Source organism: Mesorhizobium sp. FG116 (assembly GCF_057809835.1).
The window spans coordinates 264,595-289,086 of record NZ_JBMDKS010000002.1; the positions used below are offsets into that span (position 1 = coordinate 264,595).

Annotated in this window: 19 protein-coding genes; 6 read left to right on the top strand and 13 right to left on the bottom strand. The window is 62.1% G+C overall.

Going from position 1 to position 24,492, the window contains the following annotated elements:
* Positions 1 to 123: 123 nt before the first annotated feature.
* Together ACODTY_RS03250 and fumC are read right to left on the bottom strand one after the other, a co-directional pair.
* Positions 124 to 546 carry a DoxX family protein gene (locus tag ACODTY_RS03250; protein WP_488992843.1) on the bottom strand — a complete coding sequence of 141 codons (423 nt, stop codon included), beginning with the start codon at positions 544 to 546 and terminating at the stop codon, positions 124 to 126.
* A 102-nt stretch (positions 547 to 648) separates the two neighbouring features.
* Entirely contained in the window at positions 649 to 2,046 is a 1,398-nt protein-coding gene (gene fumC / locus ACODTY_RS03255) for a class II fumarate hydratase (RefSeq protein ID WP_488992844.1), read from the bottom strand.
* Positions 2,047 to 2,779: 733 nt separating this feature from the next.
* On the opposite strand from fumC, the gene ACODTY_RS03260 reads away from it, so the two are divergent.
* Positions 2,780 to 3,913 carry a metallophosphoesterase gene (locus ACODTY_RS03260; protein WP_488992845.1) on the top strand — a complete coding sequence of 378 codons (1,134 nt, stop codon included), beginning with the start codon at positions 2,780 to 2,782 and terminating at the stop codon, positions 3,911 to 3,913.
* A 32-nt stretch (positions 3,914 to 3,945) separates the two neighbouring features.
* Here the strand turns inward: ACODTY_RS03260 and ACODTY_RS03265 are convergent, their stop codons facing one another.
* The 3 genes from ACODTY_RS03265 to gltX form a co-directional block, all read right to left on the bottom strand.
* Positions 3,946 to 4,134 carry a CsbD family protein gene (locus ACODTY_RS03265; RefSeq protein ID WP_488992927.1) on the bottom strand — a complete coding sequence of 63 codons (189 nt, stop codon included), beginning with the start codon at positions 4,132 to 4,134 and terminating at the stop codon, positions 3,946 to 3,948.
* Positions 4,135 to 4,441: 307 nt separating this feature from the next.
* Positions 4,442 to 5,731 carry a citrate synthase gene (gltA, locus tag ACODTY_RS03270; protein ID WP_056242388.1) on the bottom strand — a complete coding sequence of 430 codons (1,290 nt, stop codon included), beginning with the start codon at positions 5,729 to 5,731 and terminating at the stop codon, positions 4,442 to 4,444.
* 179 nt (positions 5,732 to 5,910) lie between these two features.
* Entirely contained in the window at positions 5,911 to 7,332 is a 1,422-nt protein-coding gene (gltX, locus tag ACODTY_RS03275) for a glutamate--tRNA ligase (RefSeq protein ID WP_488992846.1), read from the bottom strand.
* A 96-nt stretch (positions 7,333 to 7,428) separates the two neighbouring features.
* Between gltX and ACODTY_RS03280 the strand changes: the two genes are divergently transcribed.
* Positions 7,429 to 9,894, top strand: coding sequence for a ComEC/Rec2 family competence protein (locus tag ACODTY_RS03280; protein WP_488992847.1), 2,466 nt, complete (start codon positions 7,429 to 7,431; stop codon positions 9,892 to 9,894).
* 548 nt (positions 9,895 to 10,442) lie between these two features.
* On the opposite strand, the gene lexA is transcribed toward ACODTY_RS03280, so the two are convergent.
* The 6 genes from lexA to ACODTY_RS03310 all read right to left on the bottom strand — a co-directional run bounded on the left by lexA (position 10,443) and on the right by ACODTY_RS03310 (position 16,693).
* Positions 10,443 to 11,162, bottom strand: coding sequence for a transcriptional repressor LexA (gene lexA, locus ACODTY_RS03285; RefSeq protein WP_488992848.1), 720 nt, complete (start codon positions 11,160 to 11,162; stop codon positions 10,443 to 10,445).
* A gap of 116 nt (positions 11,163 to 11,278) precedes the next feature.
* The gene (locus ACODTY_RS03290; protein WP_488992849.1) at positions 11,279 to 12,484 is read right to left on the bottom strand and encodes a molybdopterin molybdotransferase MoeA; all 1,206 of its coding nucleotides are present in this window, start codon (positions 12,482 to 12,484) and stop codon (positions 11,279 to 11,281) included.
* Between the two features lies 1 nt (position 12,485).
* Entirely contained in the window at positions 12,486 to 12,974 is a 489-nt protein-coding gene (moaC, locus tag ACODTY_RS03295) for a cyclic pyranopterin monophosphate synthase MoaC (protein ID WP_488992850.1), read from the bottom strand.
* The gene (gene trpC, locus ACODTY_RS03300; protein ID WP_488992851.1) at positions 12,971 to 13,789 is read right to left on the bottom strand and encodes an indole-3-glycerol phosphate synthase TrpC; all 819 of its coding nucleotides are present in this window, start codon (positions 13,787 to 13,789) and stop codon (positions 12,971 to 12,973) included. The genes moaC and trpC overlap by 4 nt, the downstream gene beginning before the upstream one ends.
* Before the next feature lie 4 nt (positions 13,790 to 13,793).
* Complete coding sequence (gene trpD, locus ACODTY_RS03305) at positions 13,794 to 14,804, bottom strand: anthranilate phosphoribosyltransferase (protein ID WP_488992852.1); 1,011 nt, start codon at positions 14,802 to 14,804, stop codon at positions 13,794 to 13,796.
* On the bottom strand, positions 14,801 to 16,693 hold the full coding sequence (locus tag ACODTY_RS03310; protein WP_488992853.1) for a SurA N-terminal domain-containing protein: 1,893 nt from the start codon (positions 16,691 to 16,693) through the stop codon (positions 14,801 to 14,803). Before ACODTY_RS03310 ends, trpD begins: the two co-directional genes overlap by 4 nt.
* A gap of 122 nt (positions 16,694 to 16,815) precedes the next feature.
* Between ACODTY_RS03310 and tpiA the strand changes: the two genes are divergently transcribed.
* The 4 genes from tpiA to pyrG all read left to right on the top strand — a co-directional run bounded on the left by tpiA (position 16,816) and on the right by pyrG (position 21,331).
* Positions 16,816 to 17,580, top strand: a complete 765-nt coding sequence (gene tpiA / locus ACODTY_RS03315) for a triose-phosphate isomerase (protein ID WP_488992854.1) — start codon at positions 16,816 to 16,818, stop codon at positions 17,578 to 17,580.
* 184 nt (positions 17,581 to 17,764) lie between these two features.
* Positions 17,765 to 18,235, top strand: a complete 471-nt coding sequence (gene secG / locus ACODTY_RS03320) for a preprotein translocase subunit SecG (RefSeq protein WP_488992855.1) — start codon at positions 17,765 to 17,767, stop codon at positions 18,233 to 18,235.
* Positions 18,236 to 18,452: 217 nt separating this feature from the next.
* Positions 18,453 to 19,565: a L,D-transpeptidase gene (locus tag ACODTY_RS03325; RefSeq protein WP_488992856.1), complete on the top strand. Its 1,113-nt coding sequence runs from the start codon at positions 18,453 to 18,455 to the stop codon at positions 19,563 to 19,565.
* Positions 19,566 to 19,702: 137 nt separating this feature from the next.
* Positions 19,703 to 21,331 carry a CTP synthase gene (pyrG, locus tag ACODTY_RS03330; RefSeq protein WP_488992857.1) on the top strand — a complete coding sequence of 543 codons (1,629 nt, stop codon included), beginning with the start codon at positions 19,703 to 19,705 and terminating at the stop codon, positions 21,329 to 21,331.
* 22 nt (positions 21,332 to 21,353) lie between these two features.
* Here pyrG and ACODTY_RS03335 read toward each other — a convergent pair whose 3' ends face one another.
* Positions 21,354 to 22,406, bottom strand: coding sequence for a formylglycine-generating enzyme family protein (locus ACODTY_RS03335; RefSeq protein ID WP_488992858.1), 1,053 nt, complete (start codon positions 22,404 to 22,406; stop codon positions 21,354 to 21,356).
* 262 nt (positions 22,407 to 22,668) lie between these two features.
* Positions 22,669 to 24,096: a DEAD/DEAH box helicase gene (locus ACODTY_RS03340; RefSeq protein ID WP_488992859.1), complete on the bottom strand. Its 1,428-nt coding sequence runs from the start codon at positions 24,094 to 24,096 to the stop codon at positions 22,669 to 22,671.
* Between the last annotated feature and the right edge of the window lie 396 nt (positions 24,097 to 24,492).

Sequence of the window (24,492 nt, forward strand, 5' to 3'; positions counted from 1 at the left end):
GCGGACAGCGTGACGACCTTCAGCTCATGCTATCAGCAGTCCAACTGGTGTGGACAAATTCACAACGAAAAAGGGGCACGGAAACTTCCGTGCCCCTCTCCAGGTTGGGATCGGTAGGAATTTTTAGCTGCGACGTCCATCGATCGAGATGGAGCCGGCACCGACTGCAGCGAGCAGCAGGAAGCCGCCGACGAGGCCGAGGTTCTTCTGCAGCATCAGGACCTGCATCTGATCGGCGAAGTCGAGGTGGGCGATTGCAGTGGCCGCAAGCGTGAAGACGGCGAGCAGGATGGCAGCGATGCGGGTCTTGAAGCCGACGAGGATGGCGAGGCCACCCAGGAGTTCAACAAGGCCGACGACGACTGCGGTGACGGTCGGCAGCGGCAGGCCGATGGAACCGAACCATCCGGCGGTGCCGGAAATCGCGGTCAGCTTGGCAAAGCCGGACAGGATGAAGAGGATGGAAAGCAGGATGCGACCGACGAGGATCGCGACCGAGGAATTGGAAGCGGCGGGAGCGCCGGCGGTGGAAGTGTTGATGGACATGGCAAAGTCTCCGGGGGGATGATCGATGCCGCCTACATAGACGGAATCGATCGTTCACCAAAGATGCCTATCCGGCGACACATTGTTCACCGATGAGAATTGTCAGCCGGGATGCGTCATGTCCTCCGGCCTAACGAGACGGTCGAAATCGGCCTCGCTGACGTAACCGCCGCCAACGGCTTCCTCGCGCAAAGTGGTGCCTTTCTTGTGGGCGGTCTTGGCGATCTTGGCCGCGTTGTCGTAGCCGATGGTGGGGGCAAGGGCGGTTACGAGCATCAGCGAACGTTCGAGTGCTGCCTTGATGTTGTCTTCGCGAGCCTCGATGCCGACGACGCAGTTGTCGGTAAACGAGATGGCGGCGTCGGCGAGCAGCTTGACCGACTGGAGGAAGTTGTAGGCCATCAGCGGATTGTAGACGTTGAGTTCGAAATGGCCTTGGCTGCCGGCAAAGGTGAGCGCGGCATTGTTGCCGAACACCTGCACGCAGACCTGAGTGAGCGCTTCGCACTGGGTCGGGTTGACCTTGCCCGGCATGATCGACGAGCCGGGCTCGTTCTCGGGCAGGGACAGCTCGCCAAGGCCGGAGCGGGGGCCGGAGCCGAGGAAGCGGATGTCATTGGCGATCTTGAACAGCGCGGCGGCGGTGGCGTTGATGGCGCCGTGCGAGAACACCATGGAATCGTGTGCGGCCAGCGCTTCGAACTTGTTGGGCGCGGTCTTGAAGTCGATGCCGGTGATGGCCGCGATGCGGTCGGCCACCTTCTCAGCAAAGCCGACAGGTGCGTTGAGGCCGGTGCCGACGGCGGTGCCGCCCTGCGCCAGTTCGCACAGGCCGGGCAGGGTGAGCTCGATGCGCTTGATCGAGGAGGCGACCTGCGCGGCGTAGCCCGAGAATTCCTGGCCGAGGGTAAGTGGGGTCGCATCCTGCGTGTGGGTGCGGCCGATCTTGACGATGTGGTCGAAGGCCTTGGCCTTGGCATCGAGCGCGGCGTGCAGATGCTTCAGCGCGGGCAGCAGGTCATGAACGATGCGCTCCGCGGCGGCGACGTGCATGGCCGTTGGATAGGTATCGTTGGACGACTGGCTCATATTGACGTGATCGTTGGGATGCACGGGCTTCTTGGAGCCCATGACGCCGCCGAGCAGTTCGATGGCGCGGTTGGAGATCACCTCGTTGGCGTTCATGTTGGACTGGGTGCCGGAACCGGTCTGCCAGACCACCAGCGGAAAGTGGTCGTCGAGCTTGCCGTCGATGACTTCCTGGGCGGCGGTGACGATGGTTTCACCGAGCTTGGGGTCGAGGCGATTGAGCGCCATGTTGGCTTCGGCGGCGGCACGCTTGACGATGCCAAGCGCGCGGACGATGGAGGCAGGCTGCTTTTCCCAGCCGATCCTGAAGTTGCCGAGCGAACGCTGCGCCTGCGCGCCCCAATAGCGGTCCGAGGCCACTTCGATCGGGCCGAATGTATCGGTTTCGGTTCTGGTCTTTTCAGCGCTCACTGTGCCGGTCTCCTGCATGTGTCCAACAGTTGCGAGGGGCGTATCGTGTTGCCCCACGCGCTTCAAGCGAAGATTGAGGGGCAAAGCCAACCAAATCGGTTGAAGGCCGGACACGGCTTTTCTTGCCACGCTGCCTGTCGGCCCTGGCTGTTGAGAGGTCGGGAGGACGGGCGGCCGTTCGGTCGCTCGTTTAGTAGATTAGTGCGGCCTTGCGGCCGCCCGTCCGGTGGCTTCCCTCAACCGGTGCAACGGCCATGCGGCGAGTAACCGCCGGCAACACGATGCCCGGTTCGAGGGCCGAACTTAGGGGTTCATCACCCAGCCGCACACCGTTATGCGACCAATCCGGCACCGTCGCCCCTCCCTGATACCCGGTGCGCACCAGGTCTCCCGCAAGGGCGATGGGGCTGAGTATGGGGGAGGTGGGGAGGGTGGGGAAAAGTGGAGTGCGAGTTTTTTGCGAAGGTGAGTGGGAACAAGGGGTTGGGTTAATATCGGTTCCAAACCAATCCACATTCTGAGGCGTTTTTGCACTGCCCCGATGTCACGGAATGGATCCCGGACATTCCTTTCTCGCTTTGCTCGAAAGAGAATTCCGGGATGACGAAGCGGAGAGGTTGCGTGTTGGTTGAGCGGACGGCGAAGTGCCTTGCACAAGTGGTGAATGACGAAGTTGAGACGGTGCTTGAACCGTTCTGGACGAGTTGGCTGCGGGTGTGTTGAACTGCCGGTCATGATGGACCCGAAGACCAGAGCATGGGCGACGCGGCGGCGGGTACTTGCCGGAATGGCAAGCCTTGGCGCGGTCGGTGGGCTTGGCCGCTACGCAAGAGCGCAGCAGGCAACAGTGGCGGTTGCGCCGATAGATGCGACGTTTCTGTTCGTCTGCGACGTTCACGCTTGCCGGATGGCGAGCGGGCTAAGTCCCAACTGCCAGCAGGAGGGCAAGACTGACGCTGCCCTGCTACGCAATATCGCAGCGCTGAACGGCCTGGGCGACAAGGACTGGCCGGCCGAGATCGGTGGCGTCGCGACCGCGCTTCGCTCCGCCGGCAAGCGTGTCGGAACGCCGCTCGGGCTTGTGGTCGGCGGCGACATGACCGACGACGGCGGCGGGCAGGTGACGCAGCCCAGCGAAGGCACGCAACTGCTGCAATTCAGCCAGCGCTACCAGCAAGGCATGGGGCCGGACCGCGTGCATGTTCCGGTCTATGCGGGGCTCGGCAATCACGATCTCGACCAGAACGGGCCGCCGCCGCATGTCGATTGGTATCGACGCGAGCTGCGCGATTATATCGAGGTCAACCACCGCCCCGGCGTGTTCTTCAAGCCGGCGGTGCCGGCAACGAACTATGATGCCGATTCAGATTGCTATTCATGGGATTGGGGTGGCCTTCACCTCGTGCAGACGCATCGTTTTGCCGGCGACATCGGGCATGGCGCGGTCAGCGGGCTGCCGTGGCTGAAGCAGGATCTGGCGACCTGCGCCGGCGACGGCAAGCCGGTGGTTCTGTTCCAGCACTATGGCTGGGACACGTTTTCAATCGAGAATTGGGACCCGGCCAAGAAGACCTTTGACGATGAGGGCAGCGGCGCGCCGCATTGGTGGCGCGAAGCCGAGCGGGAGGCGCTCATCGACACGCTGAGCGGCTACAATGTGGTTGGGATATTCCACGGCCACCAGCATGAAACACCGATGATCTACCGCCGGGGCAAACTCGACCTGTTCAAGCCCAAGGCCGCCTACATGGGTGGCTTCGCAATGGTGCGGATAACCAACGAAGCGATGGACGTGGTGCTGGGCGAGGCGGCTGACGACAAGGGCGGGGTTAACTTCACCACCGCCTTCAGCAAGCCGCTGGCATGAAAAAGGCGGCCTGAGCCGCCTTTTTGATCAGGCTAAAGCGCCTTCTTCACTTTTTCCTTCACGTCGCCATAGGCCTTCTGAACCTTGCCGGCGACCTTTTCCGCCGTGCCTTCCGCCTGCGTGCGCTTGTTGCCGGTTGCCTTCCCGGCGGCTTCCTTGACCGAACCCTTCACCTGCTTGGCCACGCCGGCCACCTGATCCTTGTTCACCATGTCGCGCATCTCCTGGGTTGAACGTGCCAAGACAAACGGGGCGGGGCGGCTTCGGTTCCGCCGATTTTCAAAACCTGGAGACGAAGCACGGACACTGGACAAAGCGTCAAAAAAGAACGCCTCCCGCACCGCTTAATGTGTGGGAGGCGTCCTTGTTGTCGTCAGCTCTTCTTCGGATTGCTCCGTCGAAATGCTTCGACACCGGGATAATGCGGCAAGGAAGGAATGGTTCCGCAGAAAAATGAACTTTTTTTTCGGCCGCTTCGCTGCCAAGAAAAAGGGCGCCTCAGGCGCCCTTGTCCGTGATTAGAACCAATCAGCGCTTGGCGATCGGAACGTAATCGCGATCGGTTGCGCCGGTATAGAGCTGGCGCGGGCGGCCGATCTTCTGGTGCGGATCCTCGATCATTTCCTTCCACTGTGCGATCCAGCCGACCGTGCGCGCAACGGCGAACAGAACGGTGAACATGGTGGTGGGGAAGCCGAGGGCCTTGAGCGTGATGCCCGAATAGAAATCGACGTTCGGGTAAAGCTTCTTTTCGATGAAATATTCGTCGGTCAGCGCGATCTTCTCAAGTTCCATCGCGATGTCGAGCAGCGGATCGTCCTTGATGCCGAGTTCGCCGAGAACCTCGTGCGCCGTCTTCTGCATGATCTTGGCGCGCGGATCGTAGTTCTTGTAGACGCGGTGGCCGAAGCCCATGAGGCGGAACGGATCGTTCTTGTCCTTGGCGCGGGCGATGAATTCGGGAATGTGATCGACATGGCCGATTTCGCTCAACATGTTGAGCGCGGCCTCGTTGGCGCCGCCATGCGCCGGGCCCCAGAGGCAGGCAATGCCGGCCGCGATGCAGGCGAACGGGTTGGCGCCCGACGAACCGGCAAGGCGCACGGTCGAGGTCGAGGCGTTCTGCTCATGGTCGGCATGCAGGATGAAGATGCGTTCCATGGCGCGCGCCAGAACCGGGTTGACCTTATATTCCTCGCACGGCACCGCAAAGCACATGTGCAGGAAGTTGGCCGCGAAGTTGAGGTCGTTCTTCGGGTAAATGAACGGCTGGCCGATGTGGTACTTGAAGGCCATGGCGGCGAGGGTCGGCATCTTGGCGATGAGGCGCATGGAGGCGACCATGCGCTGGTACGGGTCCGAGATGTCGGTGGAGTCGTGGTAGAATGCCGACATCGCGCCGACGACGCCGCACATGACGGCCATCGGGTGGGCGTCGCGGCGGAAACCGGAGAAGAATTTCGACATCTGCTCGTGCACCATGGTGTGGCGCGTGATGCGGTAGTCGAAATCGTCCTTCTGGGCCTTGGTGGGCAGCTCGCCGTAGAGAAGAAGGTAGCAGACTTCGAGGAAGTCGCCGTGTTCGGCAAGCTGGTCGATCGGGTAGCCGCGATGGAGCAGGACGCCGGCATCGCCGTCAATGAAGGTAATGCCGGATTCGCAAGATGCGGTAGAAGTGAAGCCCGGGTCGTAGGTGAAGGCGCCGGTGGTGGCATAAAGCGCACCTATATCCACGACGTCTGGACCGACCGAGCCACTTCGCACCTTGAGTTCGTGAGTTTTGCCACCAAGCTCCAGTTTTGCGGTCGATCCGGTCATTGCAAACTCCTTATTATTCCTCGTGCCCGTACGGCAAAAATCATCCTGCGACGCAATATCCGAAAACAGGGGGGTGTTCGAAATTGCAGCCTTGACGCGGGGTCAGGCCAATTAGTCCAGTTGCTAATGTTGCACCGCAAAACGACGCTTTCAATGCCATTCTTCTTGGTCCAGAAATCCTAATCGATTTGATCGGCGATGCGCGCCAGGCTCTCGTCGCGTCCGAGCACGGCCAGCACGTCGAAGACGCCCGGAGAGGTGCTTCTGCCGGTCAAAGCAGCGCGCAGCGGTTGTGCAACCTTGCCCAATTTCAACCCTTGCTCCTCCGCGTAGATGCGAACCGCACCCTCGGTCGAGGACGCGCTCCACTCCGTCAGCGCCTTGAACAGGGGAAGGATGTCTCCAAGGACCTTCTTGGCGCCGGCGTCGAGAATGGACGCAGCCTTTTCATCGAATTGCAGCGGACGATCCGCTATCAAGAAATAGGTGCTGTCGGCAAGTTCAATCAAGGTCTTGGCCCGCTCTTTCAGGCCGGACATAGCGGCGAGCAGCCTTGACTTGGCGGCATCGTCGAAACGGCCTGCAAGTGCTTCGCCATCCGGCAGATGCGGCAGGGTGGCGAGGAAGATTTCGGTCAGCCTGGCATCGTCCATGGCGCGCATGTGGGTGCCGTTCAGGGCCTCCAGCTTGGCGAAATCGAAGCGGGCCGCACCCTTGTTGACGTCCTTGATGTCGAACCAGGAAATCATGTCGGCAATCGACATCACCTCGTCGTCGCCATGGCTCCAGCCGAGACGGGCAAGGTAGTTGAGCAGGGCCTCGGGCAGGTAGCCCATGGCGCGGTAGGCCTCGACGCCGAGCGCGCCATGGCGCTTGGAGAGTTTTGCACCATCGGCACCATGGATGAGGGGGATATGCGCCATTTTCGGCACGGCCCAGCCCATGGCGTTGTAGATGACGGTCTGGCGCGCGGCGTTGGTGAGGTGGTCGTCGCCGCGGATGATGTTGGTGACGCCCATGTCGTGATCGTCCACCACCACGGCATGCATGTAGGTGGGATTGCCGTCGGAGCGCAGGATGATGAAATCGTCGAGATCCTTGTTGGGGAAGCGCACTTCGCCCTGCACGAGATCGTGAACGATGGTTTCGCCCTCGGAAGGAGCCTTGATGCGGATGGCGCCGGCAACGCCTTTCGGCGCTTCGGACGGATCGCGATCGCGCCAGCGGCCGTCATAGCGCGGCGGACGGCCTTCGGCGCGGGCCTTCTCGCGCATTTCTTCAAGCTCGGCAGGGGTGGCGTAGCAGTAGTAGGCCTTGCCGAGACGGACCAGTTCTTCCGCGACTTCGCGATGGCGCGGCGCGCGCTCGAACTGCGAGACCGGCTCGCCCTGCCAGGTCATGCCGAGCCAGGTGAGACCTTCGATGATGGCGGCGGTGGCGGCCTCGGTGGAGCGCTCGCGGTCGGTGTCTTCGATGCGCAAAAGCATCGTTCCGCCGGTGTGCTGCGAATAGAGCCAGTTGAACAGCGCCGTGCGCGCGCCACCGATGTGCAGGAAGCCGGTGGGCGAGGGGGCGAAGCGAGTGACGACCTTTTCGGACATGAAACTCTCAAGGAACAGACGGCCCGCTGCGGCGCAGGCTTTTATGGTTGGCGCGTTCATGTACCATAGGAGCCTTGGGTGCAAGGGGCAGACCCGATGGCTGGATCAGCTCGGGGCGAGAAAGACGTTGCAAGTGCATTGAGTGAGGTCAGTGAGCGCTCGTTTTTTGCCTCGCACGCGCCTGCCCAGCTTCCCTCAATTTCCGTTGAACACCTGCCTGGCGTGGCTGAGTCGGGTGTTCCATCTCGAGTGGCGGTCGAGCTGGGTGCGAGGTCCACTGCCGGCTGGTGGTTTCGGGGGATGCGCAGGCTCTCGCTGGCTGGGCTGCGAGCGGAAACGGTCAAGGCAATGGCCACCGAGCTGGATCGCGGCATGGCCTTCCTGCTGGTGCCGGTGTTTCTCGCGGTTGGCGTGATCTTCTACTTCACGCTGGAGGCGGAACCGGACTGGTTGCCGCTGCTAGCGGCGGCGGGTGCGCTTGCGGTCTTGTCGTGGAGCGTGCGCGCCCGGCATACGGCTCTGCTCGGTGCTTTGGCGCTTTTGCTTTGCAGCGCAGGCATGCTTGCCGGGAAGCTCGAAACCTGGCGGGCGGACACGCATATGCTGGGTTCGGAGGTCACGACGCGGCTGATGGGCAGGGTGGTGTCCATCGACGACATGGCCAATGGGCGCACGCGGCTGACGGTCGATGTCGTTTCGACGGAGCGGCCTGCGCTTAGATACCAGCCGGAGCGGGTGCGCCTGACCGCGCGCAAGGTGCCGCAAGGGCTGGCGGCGGGGTCGGCGGTTACGGGTCTGGTGCGGCTTTTGCCGCCGACGGGGCCGGTGCGACCGGGCAGCTACGACTACTCGTTCGAAAGCTATTTCGACGGCATCGGCGGCAGCGGTTTTTTCCTTTCGGATATCGAGGTGAGTACCGACGCGCCGATGCCGCTGGGAACCCGGATAGCTACGGCGATAGAGAGGGCGCGCGACGCCATCGCCGACCACGTGCGCGGGAGCATCGGAGGACCGGAAGGCGAGATCGCCGCGGCGCTGATCGTGGGCGTTCGGGCCGGCATTCCCGAGACGATCAACGAGGCGATGCGCAAGATCGGCATCTATCACATTATTTCGATTTCCGGGCTGCACATGGCGCTGGTGGCGGGCACGGTGATGAGCCTGATGCGCGGCGCGTTCGCGCTTTTTCCGGACTTTGCCTCGCGGCGGTCCACAAAGAAATACGCGGCGGCGGCTGCGCTGTTTGCGATTGCCGCCTATCTGCTGATCTCAGGCATGGTGGTTGCGGCGGAGCGCAGCTTCATCATGCTTGCGGTGATGTTGACAGCGGTTTTGTTCGACCGCGCGGCGCTGACCATGCGCAACCTTGCCATCTCGGCAATCGTGGTCATCGCGCTGTCGCCACACGAAGTGGTTGGGCCAAGCTTCCAGCTTTCATTCGCTGCGACGGCGGCACTGGTTGGAGCCTATGCCGGCTGGGCCGACTACCGTGCCTCACGTCCGGTTGCGCCCTCGGCTCAAAAGCGATCCTTGCCGGGTGCGTTGATGAACCGGTTTGCCATGATGATGGTGGCGTTGGCGGCGACTTCGATCATAGCCGGCAGCGCCACGACGCTGTTCGCAATGTGGCATTTCCAGCGGGTTGCGCCGCTTAGCCTGTTCGCCAATCTGGCCGTGATGCCGATCGTGTCGGTTATCGTCATGCCCTTTGCGGTATTCGCATCGCTTTTCATGCCGTTCGGTCTGGATGGCCCGTTCCTGTACGTGATGGGCAAGGGGCTGTCAGCGATGATCGGCATGTCGGAATGGATCGCGGCGCTTTCGCCACTCGATGCCGTCGGGCTGGTTTCCGCTTCATCGGTGGTGTTGGTGACGATTGCGCTGGTGATCGCGACGATCACGACAACGTGGCTGAGGCTTGCCGCAATTCCCCTGGCGATTGCGGGGTTGTTTATGGTGGCGCAGGTGCGCACGCCCGATTTGCTGATCTCGGAGGATGCACGGCTGGTGGCCGTGCCAATCGGCGAGGAACAACTGGCGGTCAACCGCTCGCGTCCGAATGCGTTCACGATCGACAATTGGCGGCGCGCGCTCGATGCGGAAACGGTTGTCAAACCGCACACGGGTAGCGATCAGACGCTTGTTTCGGTGGCTGATGCGCCGGGGGCTGGCGAGTTCCACTGCGCGAACGATCTTTGTGTGGCGAGGCACATGTCAGGAAAAGTGGTTGCGCTGGCGAAGTCCGAAGCCGCGGCAAGGCCTGCCTGCAAGTTGGCGGCTGTGATCGTAATCGACGATGCGACCGCCTCCGATCCATGCGACCTGCCGTCGGTGGCGATCATCACCAAGCGGCAGCTCGCGAGGCTTGGCAGCGCCGCCGTCTTCCTACCGGACCAGGCGGAGGGCGGGCGTGCACAAGTCAGTTTTGCCGTTGAAGCCGACTATCGGCCGTGGCATGTCCAGCGCCGGTTTTCGCGCGAAGCGCGGGGGCTCGCTCCTTACGAGAAAAAGGAACGCAAAACCCCAGATCACCCCGAGCCGGAACCGATTGCAGAAGACTAGCGGATTTCAACCAAAGCCCTGCCTAAAGCGCGTCGCGATCTTTCAGATTCGCATAACACGCTTTGGCTCTTTGATTTTGTGCATGTCTTTGCCCGAAACCGGGCCCACCTTCGGGAGACATGCACTAGTCCGTTTCAACATGGGTTTTGGATGGCTTCCTCTCACCGCGAAGAACTCCGAACAGATGCTCTGGCTGGCCGTGCATCGTATCGTAGCTGCGCTGACACCAAGGGCATCGAACGGCGGCGCGTGGGCGGGGTCCTGCGCATGAGTGACAGAACCGAGGGGCAGGCATCGGAAACTCCTTCCACCCCGGTCATTTCCCAGAGTGCGTTAAACAGTGACATTGGATGGCGTAGAAGCCATCTGCCAAATTCATAATGAATGTCACGAAATTGTGGCGCTAGGCCTTTGTCTCAAAAGACAAAATGCCTCATTGCCAAATATGGGGTGACCGGGGCGAAGCCGGGAGAAATCAGTTGTTTATCCCATCAAAAAATCGACCGGGCGCGTCAACGCCCGGTCGATATGATGCAACTATGGTTGGTTCAGTAGCGCCGGATCAATCCGACCAGCTTGCCCTGTACCTTGACACGGTCAGGACCAAAAATTCGGGTTTCATAGGCTGGGTTGGCTGCTTCGAGCGCAATCGATGCGCCCTTGCGGCGGAAGCGCTTCAAAGTGGCCTCTTCTTCGTCCACCAGGGCAACGATGATTTCGCCCGGCGTCGCCGAATTGGCATTGCGGATGATGACCGTATCGCCGTCGAAAATGCCGGCCTCGATCATCGAATCGCCCTTGACCTCGAGCGCGTAGTGCTCCCCGCCCGAAATCATGTCCGGCGGCACGGAAATCGAATGGGTCTTGTGCTGGATGGCGTCGATGGGAACACCGGCCGCGATGCGGCCCATGACGGGAATGGAAACCGCCGATGCCGCATCGTCGTCATTGCTGGCGGATTGCAGCCGGGAAGGTTCCTTGACCGGTCGTCCGAGACTACCCTGGATGACGCTTGGCGAGAATTTCCTCGCCGCATTGAGGCCAGGCGCAATCGAATCCGGCAGGCGCAACACTTCAAGCGCGCGGGCCCTGTTCGGAAGCCTGCGGATGAAACCGCGCTCCTCAAGTGCCGTTATCAGCCGATGGATGCCGGACTTGGAGGCAAGGTCGAGCGCCTCCTTCATCTCGTCAAAAGACGGCGGGATTCCGCTCTCTTTCAGTCTCTCGTGGATGAAGAGAAGAAGTTCATGTTGCTTGCGCGTCAGCATTGCGGCCCCCGGTCGCGGTAGAGTCCAGAATCGGAAAACAAACCCGGAACAAACACTATCTGTTCCAGTTGTGTTCCGCAACCGTTTAAAGTTTAATGAATGCGTTGACGATTTGTTCAGCTTAGGCAGAGGATGCGACAGGGTGTACCTGCCTCGGCTGCCGGCGCGAAGGGCTCGCGCACGATGAGGCAACCGGCTGTCGCCATGGTGCGCAGCATCGAGGAATCCTGAACATTGAACGGCGTTGCAATCAGCGCGCTGCCTTGCCGGCTGAGAGTGGCGCGGACGTAGTCCTGACGCAGATCGTTTGCTGCCATCGGTGTGCCCAGGAGTCCCTCGCGAACGTTCTGGCGGAACGGGCGACCGCCGAGGCGAGCGAGCAGAGGTTTGAGGAAAAGCTGGGAGCAGACCAGGCTGGCCACTGGGTTGCCGGGCAGGCCGATGCAACGGATGTTGCCCAAGCGCCCGAACATCAACGGCTTGCCGGGGCGCATGGCGATTTTCCAGAAATCGAGTTTCATGCCTTCGCCGGTGAGAACGCCGTGCACGAGATCGTGGTCGCCGACAGATGCGCCGCCCATCGTAACGATGACATCGGCTTTGGCCGCAACAGCCTGTTTTACCAACGCGGCTATAGCTTCCTTGCGGTCGGCCGCGATGCCGAGATCAAGCGCGCGTGCGCCGACCGACAGGGCGGCCCCCATGACGCCATAGGCGTTCGAGGAAATGATCTGGCCGGGGCCCGGTTCGCTGCCGGGGACAAGCAGTTCGTCACCCGTGGCAATGATGGCGACGACAGGTTGGCGCACGACATCGAGGTGCGATCGATTTGCCGATGCGGCAAGCGACAGTGCTCTTGCGCCAAGCAGGTGGCCCTGTTCCAGCAAGGTGTCGCCTGCGACAAAATCAAGCCCGGCACGCCTGACATTTGCACCGCTGCGGGTCGGTTCGGCGATTTCGATACGGCCGTCCGCCAGACCGCTGACGTTTTCCTGGATGACGACGGTGTCTGTTCCGTCAGGCAATGGCGCGCCGGTGAAAATGCGGGCCGCTTCGCCGTTTCCGACCGTGCCTGCGAAATTGTGACCGGCGGCTATTTCTCCGATAACCTTGAGCCGGGCGGGTGCTTTTGCCACGTCGACGCCGCGCACCGCGTATCCGTCCATGGCGGAAGCTGCGAAGGGCGGCTGGGTGCGCAAGGCGATGACCGGCTTGGCCAGCACCCTGTCATAGGCATCCGCCAGTGCGACGCTTTCGGACGGCAGCGTCTCGACGTCGTCGAGCAAACGCTTGAGAGCCTGGTCGACGGGCAGCAGGGCCATGTCACGCCTCCGATTTGTAATCGCCTGACTTGCCGCCGGTCTTTTCCACCAACCGGATGCCGGAGATGACCATGCCGCGGTCCACCGCCTTGGCCATATCGTAGATGGTCAGGCAGGTGACGGATGCGGCGGTGAGCGCTTCCATCTCGACGCCCGTCTTGCCCGTGACGCGCGCGAGCGCCGTGACCTTCAGACCGGGCAAAGCGTGGTCGGGCTCGATGTCTACCGAAACCTTGGTGAGCAGGAGCGGATGGCAGAGCGGAATCAGTTCATGCGCCTTTTTCGCGGCCATGATGCCGGCGATGCGCGCGGTGCCAAGCACGTCGCCCTTCTTGGCATTGCCTGCGAGGATCATTGCCAGCGTGTCGGCCTGCATGGCGACGGAGCCTTCGGCAATCGCCGTGCGCACCGTTTCGGCCTTGTCACCAACATCGACCATATGCGCTTCGCCGGATGCGCCGATATGGGTGAGCTTGGGCCCAGTGCTCATAGCCGCGCTGCTTCCGCTGGAACAGATAGGCCGAGCAGCGTGCGCGTTGCGCTGGCAACATCGTCCTGCCGCATCAGGCTTTCGCCGACGAGGAATGTGCCGATGCCGCTATTGGCGAGCCGCCTGCAGTCGGCATTGGTGAAGATGCCGCTTTCGCCAACCAGCAGCCGGTCGGCGGGAACCATGGGCGCAAGCCGCTCGGAGGTTTCGAGCGTCGTCTCGAAAGTGCGCAGATTGCGGTTGTTGATGCCGATGAGGCGTGAGGAGAGCCTCAGCGCGCGCTCCATTTCAGGCTCGTCGTGAACTTCGACCAGCGCGTCCATGCCGAGCGAGAATGCCGTGTCTTCCAGTTCGCGCGCCATCGCGTCGTCAACGCTTGCCATGATGATGAGGATGGCGTCGGCACCCCAGGCGCGAGCTTCGTGGACCTGATAGGGGTCGAACAGGAAATCCTTGCGCAGCGCTGGCAGGGCTACCGCCTTGCGGGCGTTGACCAGATATTCAGGCGCGCCCTGGAAGGATGGCGCATCGGTCAGCACTGACAGGCAGGCCGCGCCGCCTTCGGCATAGGCTTTCGCCAGCGCCGGAGGATCGAAATCCGCGCGGATCAGGCCCTTTGACGGGCTGGCCTTCTTGATTTCCGCAATCAGTGCGTATTGGCCCGAGGCGGTCTTTGCCTCGAGGGTTGCTAGAAAGCCGCGCGGAGCGGCTTCGTCGCGGGCGCGCGCCTTTAGTTCGGCAAGCGGGATACGCGCCTTGGCGGCGGCGATCTCGTCGCGCTTGTAGGCTTCGATCTTGCGCAGGATGTCGGCCATCGCCCTATCCGTTGGAAACCTTGATGAGCTTGTCCAGGACCTGCAGCGCGCGGCCGCTGTCGATGGCTTCGGCAGCCTTGGCAACGCCGTCGCCAAGCGTCGTGACCTTGCCGGCAACGACCAGTCCGGCCCCGGCGTTCATCAGCACGGTGTCGCGATAGGCCCCGGGAGCGCTGGAGAGCATGTCGCGCAGCGCCTTGGCATTGTAGGCGGCGTCGCCGCCGCGCAGGGCTTCCTTGGTGTGCCGCTTCAGGCCGACGCTTTCGGGCGTGAGCGTGAAGGTGCGGATTTCGCCGCCGACCAGTTCCGCTACCTCGGTTTCGCCGGTCGTGGTGATCTCGTCGTAGCCGTCGCCATGCGCGACCCATGCGTGTTCGGCGCCAAGCGTCTTGAGCGCCTCGGCAACGGGCACGACCCATTCAGGCGAGAACACGCCGACCATCTGGCGCTTGACACCGGCCGGATTGGACAGCGGCCCGAGCAGGTTGAAGATGGTGCGCGTGCCAAGCTCGACGCGCGTCGGGCCGACATGCTTCATCGCCGGATGGTGGGCGGGCGCGAACATGAAGCCGACGCCGCTTTGCTCGATGCAGCGGGCGATGATTTCCGGCGTCACGTCGATCTTGATGCCGAGGCCCATCAAAACGTCTGCCGCGCCTGTCTGTGAGGACAGGCCGCGATTGCCATGCTTGGCAACCGGAACGCCGGAGGCTGCGATGACGAAGGCGGAGGCGCTGGAGATGTTGACGCTGTGCGAGCCGTCGCCGCCGGTGCCGACGATGTCGATGGCGTTTGCCGGGGCCTCAACGCGCAGCATCTTGTCGCGCATGGTGGCGACCGCGCCGGAAATCTCGCTGACCGTCTCGCCGCGCACGCGCAGCGCCATCAGGAAGCCGCCGATCTGGCCGGGCGTTGCATCGCCCGACATGATGATGTCGAAGGCCTCGCGCGCTTCTTCGAAAGTGAGCGCGCCGCCGGCTGCTACCTTGGCGATATGAGGCTTCAGGCCGTTCATCTGGCGAGCGCCTGCGAAATCGCGACCTGGTCGACATCGACCTTGTACTGCGTCTGTAGCTGGGCGACGAGCTGGTCGAGCAGGTCATCGCTCATGCCCGAGGCAAAGGCCTTGCGGGCGTCTTCCTCTATTGAGCTTGCCTCCGCGCCTGCCGGCTCGAAGACCTGCACGACCTTGAACAGGATCTGGCTGTCGTCGGTGGGCGAGGGAACGACACCGGTGCCGCCCTCGGCAACGCCGAACATGGCGGCTGCGCCTTCCTTGCCGAAATCGGCGTCGTCGGCAGCGCGCTTAAGGCCGCGCTTGGTCTGCTTTTCAAGCGACATCTCGGTTGCGATGGCATCGAGGTCGGTGCCGGCCTTGAGGCGCTGCTCCAGCTCGGTTGCCTTCGCGCCAAGCCGCTTGGCGGTTTCGGCCGCGGTCCAGTCGGCGACGGCCTTTTGGCGAACTTCGTCCAGCGTGCGGTCTCGGGCCGGCGTGATGCCGTTGACTTCGTAGAACAGGTAGCCGTTGTCCGCCGTGGTCAGGCTTTCGTTCTCGACGCCGGTTTCGGCTTCGAAGACAGCCCTGATCAGTTGCGCCGACTCCGGCAGGTCCTTGATGACCGTTCCATCCGGCGCCTGACCGGCGCGGTCGATCGCTTCCACGGTCACGACCTTGAGCTTCTGCTTCGATGCTGCTTCTTCCATGCTGTCGCCGCCGGCGCGGGCGTCTTCATAGGCGTCGTGGGCATCGAGAAGGACGCGGCTGGCTTCGCCGATGGCGATGTCCTTGCGGATCTGCTCGGAGACCTCGGCCAGCGGCTTTACCACTTCAGGCTTGATCTCGCTGACGCGCAGCAGGACGGGGCCGAAAGCACCCTTCACGACCTGGCTGACCTGGTTGAGGCCGAGTGCAAAGGCGGCGTCCGCGACAGCCTGGTCGCCGATCTTGTCCTTGGAAAGCGTGCCGAGCAGCATGTCTGCCTCGGTCTTGCCCTCGGAGGCCGCGATCTTGTCGAAGGTCGCGCCGGTGTTGAGGGAATCGTGCGCCGCCTTGGCCGCATCCTCGGACTTGAAGACAAGCTGCTCGATCTTGCGCGTCTCGGGCGTCGTATAACGCTCCTTGTTCTTGGTGTAGTCCTCCTCGACCTGCTGATCGGTCACGGAGGTGAGGTCCATGATGTCTTCCGGCTCAAGGCGAATATAGGAGAACTTGCGGTATTCCGGCGCGGCGTAGGTCTTCTTGTTTGCCTCGAAATAGGTCGAAAGATCGGTGTCGGACGGTGCCGGTATCGGTTCGACGAGCGACTTCGGCAGCACCAGATAATCGACGGTGCGATCCTCGCCCTGGTAGAGCGCGACGGCCTTGAGGAAGGTATCCGGCGCTTTCAGGCCATCCGAGACGGCCTCGACGATCTGCTGGCGCTTGGCGACCTGCGAGCGATTGAGGAGGTAGTCGTCGGGACGCATGCCGATCTGGCGCAGCACGTAGTCGAAGGTCTGGCGGTCGAACTGGCCGCCGGGTCCCTGGAATGCCGGGTCCTCACGGGTCAACTGGGCAAGCCGATCCTTGGAGATGCCGAGGCCCATCTTGCGGGCCTGCTCGTCAAGCAATGCACCGGAGACGAGTTGCGACAGGACCTGGTTGCCGAGACCGAAGGCGTTTGCCTGTTCCTGCGTCAACCGCTGGCCGAACTGCTGCGACATGAGGTTGACCTGACGGTCGTAGGCGAGGCGGTAGTCGTTGACGGAAACCGTGGTGCCGCCGACCGTGACGACGGACTCGTGACCGCCGATGACGCCCGAAATCTGGCCCGAGATACCCCAGACGGCGAAGCTCAGCACCAAGACAAGAAGCAGAGCCTTGGAGACCCAGGTGTTCGCTGCATTTCTTAAGCTAGTGAGCATGATCACGTCCGGTTTCAGCTGTTGGAAGGGCAATAGCGTCCTTCTCCGCCAGTGTCGATTGCTTTGTGGTTTGATTTTGGTACTGAGTGTGCGCATCACGGATCCGTCGGAGAATGAACGCCATGACGCCAGGAATTCGCCCGCTTGTGGCCGGCAACTGGAAAATGAACGGCACCAGCGCCTCGCTGAATGAGCTGAGGATGATCGGCAACGGCTTCATGGGCGGACTGGATGCGCAGACCGAAGCGCTGATCTGCGTGCCGGCAACGCTGTTGACGCGCGCCGCCGAAATCCTGTCGCGGACGCCGGTTCATACAGGCGCGGAAGATTGCCACGCCAAGGAGAGCGGCGCGCATACCGGCGACATCTCTGCCGAAATGATCAAGGACGCCGGCGCCAGCCATGTGATCGTCGGTCATTCCGAGCGGCGCACCGATCACGGCGAGGACGACGCCACCGTTGAGGCAAAGGCAGTCGCCGCCTGGCGCGCCGGTCTCGTCGCCGTCATCTGCATCGGCGAGACGCGGGCCGAGCGCGAGGCCGGAGCCACGCTCGACGTGCTGTCACGCCAGATCGAGGGATCGGTGCCGGCCAGTGCCACCGCGGCTAACACCGTTGTCGCTTACGAGCCCGTCTGGGCGATCGGAACCGGCCTGACGCCAACAGTGGACGATGTCGCCAAGGCGCATGCCCACATTCGCGCAAGGCTGGCCGACAGGCTGGGTGAGATTGCCGGCGGCGTACGCATTCTCTATGGCGGCTCGGTCAAGCCTTCCAATGCGGTCGAGCTTCTCGGCGTGGAGAATGTCGACGGCGCACTTGTCGGCGGTGCGAGCCTCAAGGCTGCTGATTTTCTCGGCATCGCCGAAGCCTACAACCAGATGTGATCGGCATTTACGCAGGGTAACGCCAACCTCTGCTCCGATATCCATGCCCTCGCCAATGCTTGCAAAGCGGGGGCGGGGCACCATATTCCGGGCGCGGGCTTGGAAATGCCATCAAAGCATTGTATTGAGCCGCCTCCAAAGAGCAGCCGCATCGTAAGGCTGACAGGCATTGCCAAGGTAGATTATGGAAACCGTACTTATTGTCGTCCACCTGATGATCGTGCTCGCCCTTGTCGGCGTCGTGCTGGTGCAGCGCTCAGAAGGTGGCGGCCTCGATATCGGCGGCGGTTCGGGTTTCATGACGGCGCGCGGTGCGGCCAACGCTCTGACGCGCGCGACGGCGATCCTTGCCGCGGCGTTCTTCGCGACCTCGCTGCTGCTTTCGATCATCGCCCGTTATGGCGACAAGCCGACCGACATTCTCGATCGCGCGCCCGCTACGCAAGGCACAACCCAGGGCAATGGCGTTCTCGACCAGCTTCCGGGTACGACCGCTCCGGCTGCCCCGGCGGCACCTTCGTCGACGAACGGTGCAGCGGCTCCGGCTCCTGCCGAAGCTCCGGCAAGCGGCGCTGCGCCGGCAACTGATTCGGCAACGACGCCTGCTCCGGCAGAGCCTGCCCAGCCGACAACGCCGCAGGTTCCGAATAACTAATAGCCGTCTTTCTTATTTAGGTTTGCGGCAACTGTTGTTCTTTGAACACAGTTGCCGCAAATGCGTTCGGGGGCAGGCGATCGCCGGGCTGGACTGGTTTGTGCCGCTTGAGAAAACCACGTCTATTCGATTATAGCAGGGCTGCGGTGGATGCGGTGCCTGCGGGGTGCCGAGCAGGGCCGTGGGCAACAAGCTTTTCTTTGATCGGATTTTCGCCATGCAGCTTCGCAGCTTCATTTTAGCTGGCCTGTGCGCCGCATTTTGCATGGGGGCTCCCGCCTATGCAGCGTCGCCGGCTTCCACCGCGGCAGCACCTGCCGTAGCGACGACGGATGTCGTCACGGTCGCGGCCAAGAGCCCGACCGCTGAATTGCGCGCGCTGAAGAAGAAAAAGAAGCCGACCGACGAGGATCTGGCGCGAATCAAGGAACTTGAGGCCAAGATCAAGGCAGACCAGGCGGCCGCCAAGGTGAAGATGCTTGAAGCCAAGAAGCAGGCCATGCGCGACTCGGCCAAGGCCAAGGCAGATGCTTCGCGGCAAGCCTTCCTCGACAAGAAGGGCCAGAAGCCCGCCGCCAAGGTTGCGGAAGCCAAGCCGGCGAAGCCGGCCAAGGTTGTCGAGCCGGTGGAGCCGATCCAGCAGGCTGAAGAGCCTATCCCCGCCGAGGCGATGAATGTTGCGCTCACCGGCAACAATGGTGAGCTGCGCAGCGAGCCGAAGCCGGGCGAAAAGCAGGTGAGAAGCAGCGGCGGCCTGTTTGCCGGCCTCTTTGGCGGGACAACGTCCTCGATGAGCATGTTGCCGGAGACACGCGCACTGGACTCGGTGTTGCGCCAGCAGCAGGCCAAGAAGCAGTTCAAGGTGAAGTCCGAGTTCGAGCCGCAGGAAGTGAGCTTTACCGGCTACAAGGCTGGCACGATCGTCATCGATACCAACGAACGCCGTCTCTACCTCGTGGAGTCGGCCTTTACCGCCCGTCGCTATGCGATTGCGGTTGGCCGCGAGGGCTTGCAGTTCAAGGGCTCGACCACCGTCGGAGACAAGCAGGAGTGGCCACGCTGGATCCCCACCAAGGAGATGCAGGAGCGCGAGCCCAAGAAGTACGGCCAGTACAAGGACGGCATGGCAGGCGGACCGGAGAACCCGTTGGGTGCCCGCGCCATCTACCTTTACGAGGGCAGGAAGGACACGCATCTGCGCATCCACGGCACCAACCAGCCGCAGAGCATCGGAACGAGCGCCTCGAACGGCTGCTTCCGCATGATCAACGACCACGTGATGGATCTGTACCGTCGCGTGAAAATGGGTACCCAGGTCGTCATTCTCTGACGTCCTGATCGATCAAGGCTCAAGGGCCGGCGGCCAGCCGGCCCTTTTGTTTTGAGAACAGTCTTGGCCGGGAAAAACCACGCGCGGCGGTTTTTCCACTGGCGGAATCAGTCCGGCCGCGCTAAGCGATGGTTCCCATGGCGCGATATGTATTCATCACCGGCGGCGTGGTCTCCTCCCTTGGAAAAGGCATTGCATCAGCAGCTCTCGGCGCGCTGTTGCAGGCGCGCGGCTACCGCGTGCGGCTCAAGAAGCTCGACCCGTATCTCAACGTAGACCCCGGCACGATGTCGCCGTACCAGCACGGCGAAGTGTTCGTGACCGACGACGGGGCCGAGACCGATCTCGATCTTGGCCACTACGAACGCTTTACGGGGCGGTCCGCCAACAGCCACGACAACATCACGACGGGTCGCATCTACAAGAACATCATCGAGAAGGAGCGCCGCGGCGACTATCTCGGCGCGACCGTTCAGGTGATTCCGCACGTGACGGACGAGATCAAGAACTTCATTACCGACGGCAATGAGGACTACGACTTCGTGCTGTGCGAAATCGGCGGCACGGCCGGCGACATCGAGGCGATGCCGTTCCTCGAAGCGATCCGTCAGCTCGGCAATGACCTGCCGCGCAACAACGCGGTCTATGTGCATCTGACCTTGATGCCGTATATTCCGACCGCTGGTGAACTGAAGACCAAGCCGACGCAGCATTCCGTCAAGGAATTGCGCGGCATCGGCATCGCGCCGGATATCCTGCTCGTGCGCGCCGACCGGCCGATCCCGAAGGAAGAGCGCCGCAAGCTTTCGCTGTTCTGCAACGTGCGGGAATCGGCGGTGATCCAGGCGCTGGATGTCGGCCATATCTATGATGTGCCGATGGCCTATCACAAGGAAGGTCTCGATTCCGAAGTGCTGGCGGCATTCGGCATCGACCCGGCACCGAAGCCGCGCATGGAGCCGTGGCAGGGCGTTTCGGAGCGCATCCACAATCCGGAAGGCGAAGTGACCATTGCCATCGTCGGCAAGTATACCGGCCTCAAGGATGCCTATAAGTCGCTGATCGAGGCGCTGTCGCATGGCGGCCTCGCCAATCGCGTCAAGGTTAAGCTGGACTGGATCGAGAGCGAGATTTTCGAGAAGGAAGACCCTTCGCCTTGGCTGGAAAAGGTGCACGGCATTCTGGTGCCCGGCGGCTTCGGCGAACGCGGTTCGGAAGGCAAGATCATGGCCGCGAAGTTCGCACGCGAACGCAAGGTGCCTTATTTCGGCATCTGCTTCGGCATGCAGATGGCTTGCATCGAGGCAGCCCGTTCGTTGGCCGGCGTGGAACACGCGTCCTCGACGGAGTTCGGCCCGACCAAGGAGCCGGTCGTCGGCCTGATGACGGAATGGCTGAAGGGCAACATGCTGGAAAAACGCAAGGAAACCGAGGATCTCGGCGGCACGATGCGGCTGGGCGCCTATGACGCCCGGCTGGCACCGGAATCCAAGATTGCGGCGATCTATGGCAGCAGCGAGATTTCAGAGCGCCACCGCCACCGCTACGAGGTCAACATCGACTACAAGCAGCGGCTGGAAGATTGCGGGCTGGTGTTCGCCGGCATGTCACCGGATGGCGTGCTGCCGGAAACCGTCGAATATCCGGACCATCCGTGGTTCATCGGCGTGCAGTATCACCCTGAGCTGAAGAGCCGTCCGCTTGAGCCGCATCCGCTTTTTGCTTCGTTCATCGAGGCGGCGGTGGAGCAGAGCCGGCTGGTTTAAGCCAAGACTGCAGAGGGTGGGATCATTTTCGATCCCACGCGGTATTGTCCATGGATACGGCGACACGAAAGCCGACTATGTTCTCGCGCACGTCCAGTGACTGTTCCTTCGGCCATATGAGGTCATCGTTTCCGGGACCTTCCACGTGGCCCATGAACAGGCGATCCGAAGCGCGCATGTTGAAGTGCATCAATTCATAGTCGCCGCCGCGTGTGACGAATGTCAGGCAACCGTCTTCGGCCCACGGAGAGCCGTCCGATGGCGCACCATTATAGCTATCATGCATACAGTCTTCGACCAGTTCCTGAACATTCCCGGCCATGTCGTAGAGGCCCCATGGATTGGCCTTGTAGCTGCCGGCATCAGCACTCCACAGAGGCCGAATCTTTTCGGAGCAGGGGGCAGCCATACCCGCCTGATAACCTGACTTGCGGTCGCCGAAATTGGCGTATTCGCAGGTCTTCTTGAAACTGTCTCCCCAAAACGACATTGTGTCGGTGTTGGCCCGGTAAGCATATTCCCACTCTGCTTCCGTTGGAAATCGGTAGTGTTTGCCGGTTTTTGTGCCCAGCCAATCGAGATAGCCGCTCATTTCATGTCGAGAGACGCAGACAGCCGGCTGTTTGAGGTCGACCGGCAGGCCGGGTTGGGCATAGGAGCCATCCGTAATGAACACCATTAGAGGACTTTCGGCATCCTTGCCGCTGTTGGGGTGAAGTGTTCCCGTGTACTTGAACGCAAGGTCGCCTTGCTCAGCCAAGCGTATTCCACAAGCGCCGCCGACCTTTGCACCGGTCTCCTTTACATAGGAGTCGAACTCTTCGACTGTGACCTCAACCCGCCCGATGGCGAAGGAGTAAGCAATGTCCACCTCGTGTTGGGGCAGTGAAGCATCGACATATTTGAGGGCTCGAACTTCTTTCTGGCTTGCCCCCATCAGGAATTTGCCCGGCGGAAGGACAACCATTTCCGGACAGTGTTCGCAGTCCTTGAAAGTCGCTGGAGGAGCGGCCTCAGCAAACGTCAAGCATAGCCCAAGAAGACTTGTCGCAAGAACCGCGCGAGCAAAGGCCATCCTTCTCCTCCAAGAGTACAGACGCACGCCGCAACGATCCAACGTCCCACAAAGAGTCCGGGCAAGCCAAGCCCACCAATCAGCGGATGGCGGGATATTGGACCGTAGTTCTTTTGGGTGGCTGGCGAGGTTTTAGAGGGCCGGGCGAACCAATGGGAAGCAGGCCCTGCATAACTTAAAATTTCAGCAAAAAGAGCCGGAAACTCGTTTCAGCTTCCGGCTCTTCATGTTTCAGGTTTGCCTGCTTGGCGTGGATGGCTCGTCAGGCAGCGCGGGCTGCCGGACGCTTGCCACCGAAACGGCGCTTGTTGTTGCCCTTGAACGGCTTTGCGCCTTCAGGCTTGCGCTCGCCGTTCGGCTTGCCGGCAAATGGCTTGTCGCCGAACGACTTGGCACCGGCTGGCTTGCCGCCGAAACGCTTCTTGCCGAAGCCGTTGTTCGGCTTGGCCCCACCCGGCCGCCTGTTCTCGTTGCGGTCATTGGCCGGTTCGAAGGTGCGTTCGTTCTTCTCGCGCGGGTCGCGCTGCGGATCGGGGCTGTCCAGATGATCGGCGATCACCGGCAGCTTGGTGCGGATGATGCGTTCGACCTGACGCAGCTTGGCGTTCTCCGAGGGGTCGACCAGTGTGACGGCGACGCCGTCCTGACCGTTGCGGCCGGTGCGGCCGATGCGGTGGACGTAGCTTTCGGCCTCGTCCGGCAGGTCGAAATTGACAACGTGGCTGATGCCGGGAACGTCAATGCCGCGCGCGGCGATGTCGGTGGCAACGAGGATGCGCACCGAGCCGGCACGAAACTCGTTGAGCGCCTTCTGGCGGGCGTTCTGGCTCTTGTTGCCGTGGATGACGGCAGCGTTGAAGCCGTCGCGCTCCAGATCGCGCACGACGCGATCGGCGCCATGCTTGGTGCGGGCGAACACGATGACGGAGCGCATCGCATCGTCGGCCAGCATCTTGGAAAGGACCTGCCGCTTCTGCTTGGTGCGGGCAAAGACGACGCCCTGCACGATTTCCGCGGCAGCGGTGCTTTGCGGGGCGACTTCGACCCGAACCGGGTTCTTCAAGAGGCCCTTCGCCAGATCGGCGATTTCGTCCGGCATGGTGGCGGAGAACAGGGCAGTCTGGCGGTCCGGCGCGGTTGCCTTGGCAATGCGCTTGACGTCGTTGATGAAGCCCATGTCGAGCATACGGTCGCCTTCATCGAGCACCAGCCATTTGGTGTCGGCGAGGTTGAGATCGCCTTCGCGCACCAGATCGGTGAGGCGGCCGGGAGTTGCAACCAGAACGTCGACGCCGGGCCCGATCTTCTTGACCTGGCTGAAGCGGGAGACGCCGCCGAGAACCAGCGCTGTCGAAACATGCGCGCCCTTGGCGAGCAGCTTGATGGTGTCCTCGATCTGGACGGCGAGTTCGCGCGTCGGGGCGAGGATCAGCGCACGCGCCGTCTTCGGCCGGCGCTTGGTGCCGAGCGCAATGATCTTGGAGAGGATCGGCAGGGCAAAGGCCGCGGTCTTGCCGGAGCCGGTCTGGGCGATGCCGAGGATGTCGCGGCCTTCGAGCTGGGCGGGAATGGCCTGCTCCTGGATCGGCTTCGGATCGGTGAAGCCGGCGCCGTGGGTGGCCTTCAAAAGCTGGCCGGAAATTCCGAGTTTGGCGAAGCCGGTAAGCTCCGCAGTGTTTTCAATGGTCAAAACAATCTTCTTTCACGCGGCGCATTGGCCGCAAAGGGTTTGGCGACAGGGCGCAACCTGTCGCCGGTAGAATCTTCGTGGAACGACAAGGCGGCGGACGTGACCGTCCGCGCGGCTGCGCTGTCGTGCCCGCAAGTGTTGTCTCGCGGGGCTTTTCGCCGCTTTGCCGAAAGCCGGAAAAGGGAGAAACAGACGCAACCAGTCTCATTCGAGGAGAAAGCCGGCGTATCCGGCCCAAGCGCCTATGGCAGCGCATATGGAGGAGTTCGCCTCAAAATGCAAGGGCTTTCATGTTGCAGTGCAACAAAACCGCTCAAAGGGCAGGGTCGGTACTCGACCAAAGCCACGCTTGCGCTTGGACGGCGGCACCGATACCAACACGGCAGATTTGCCGAA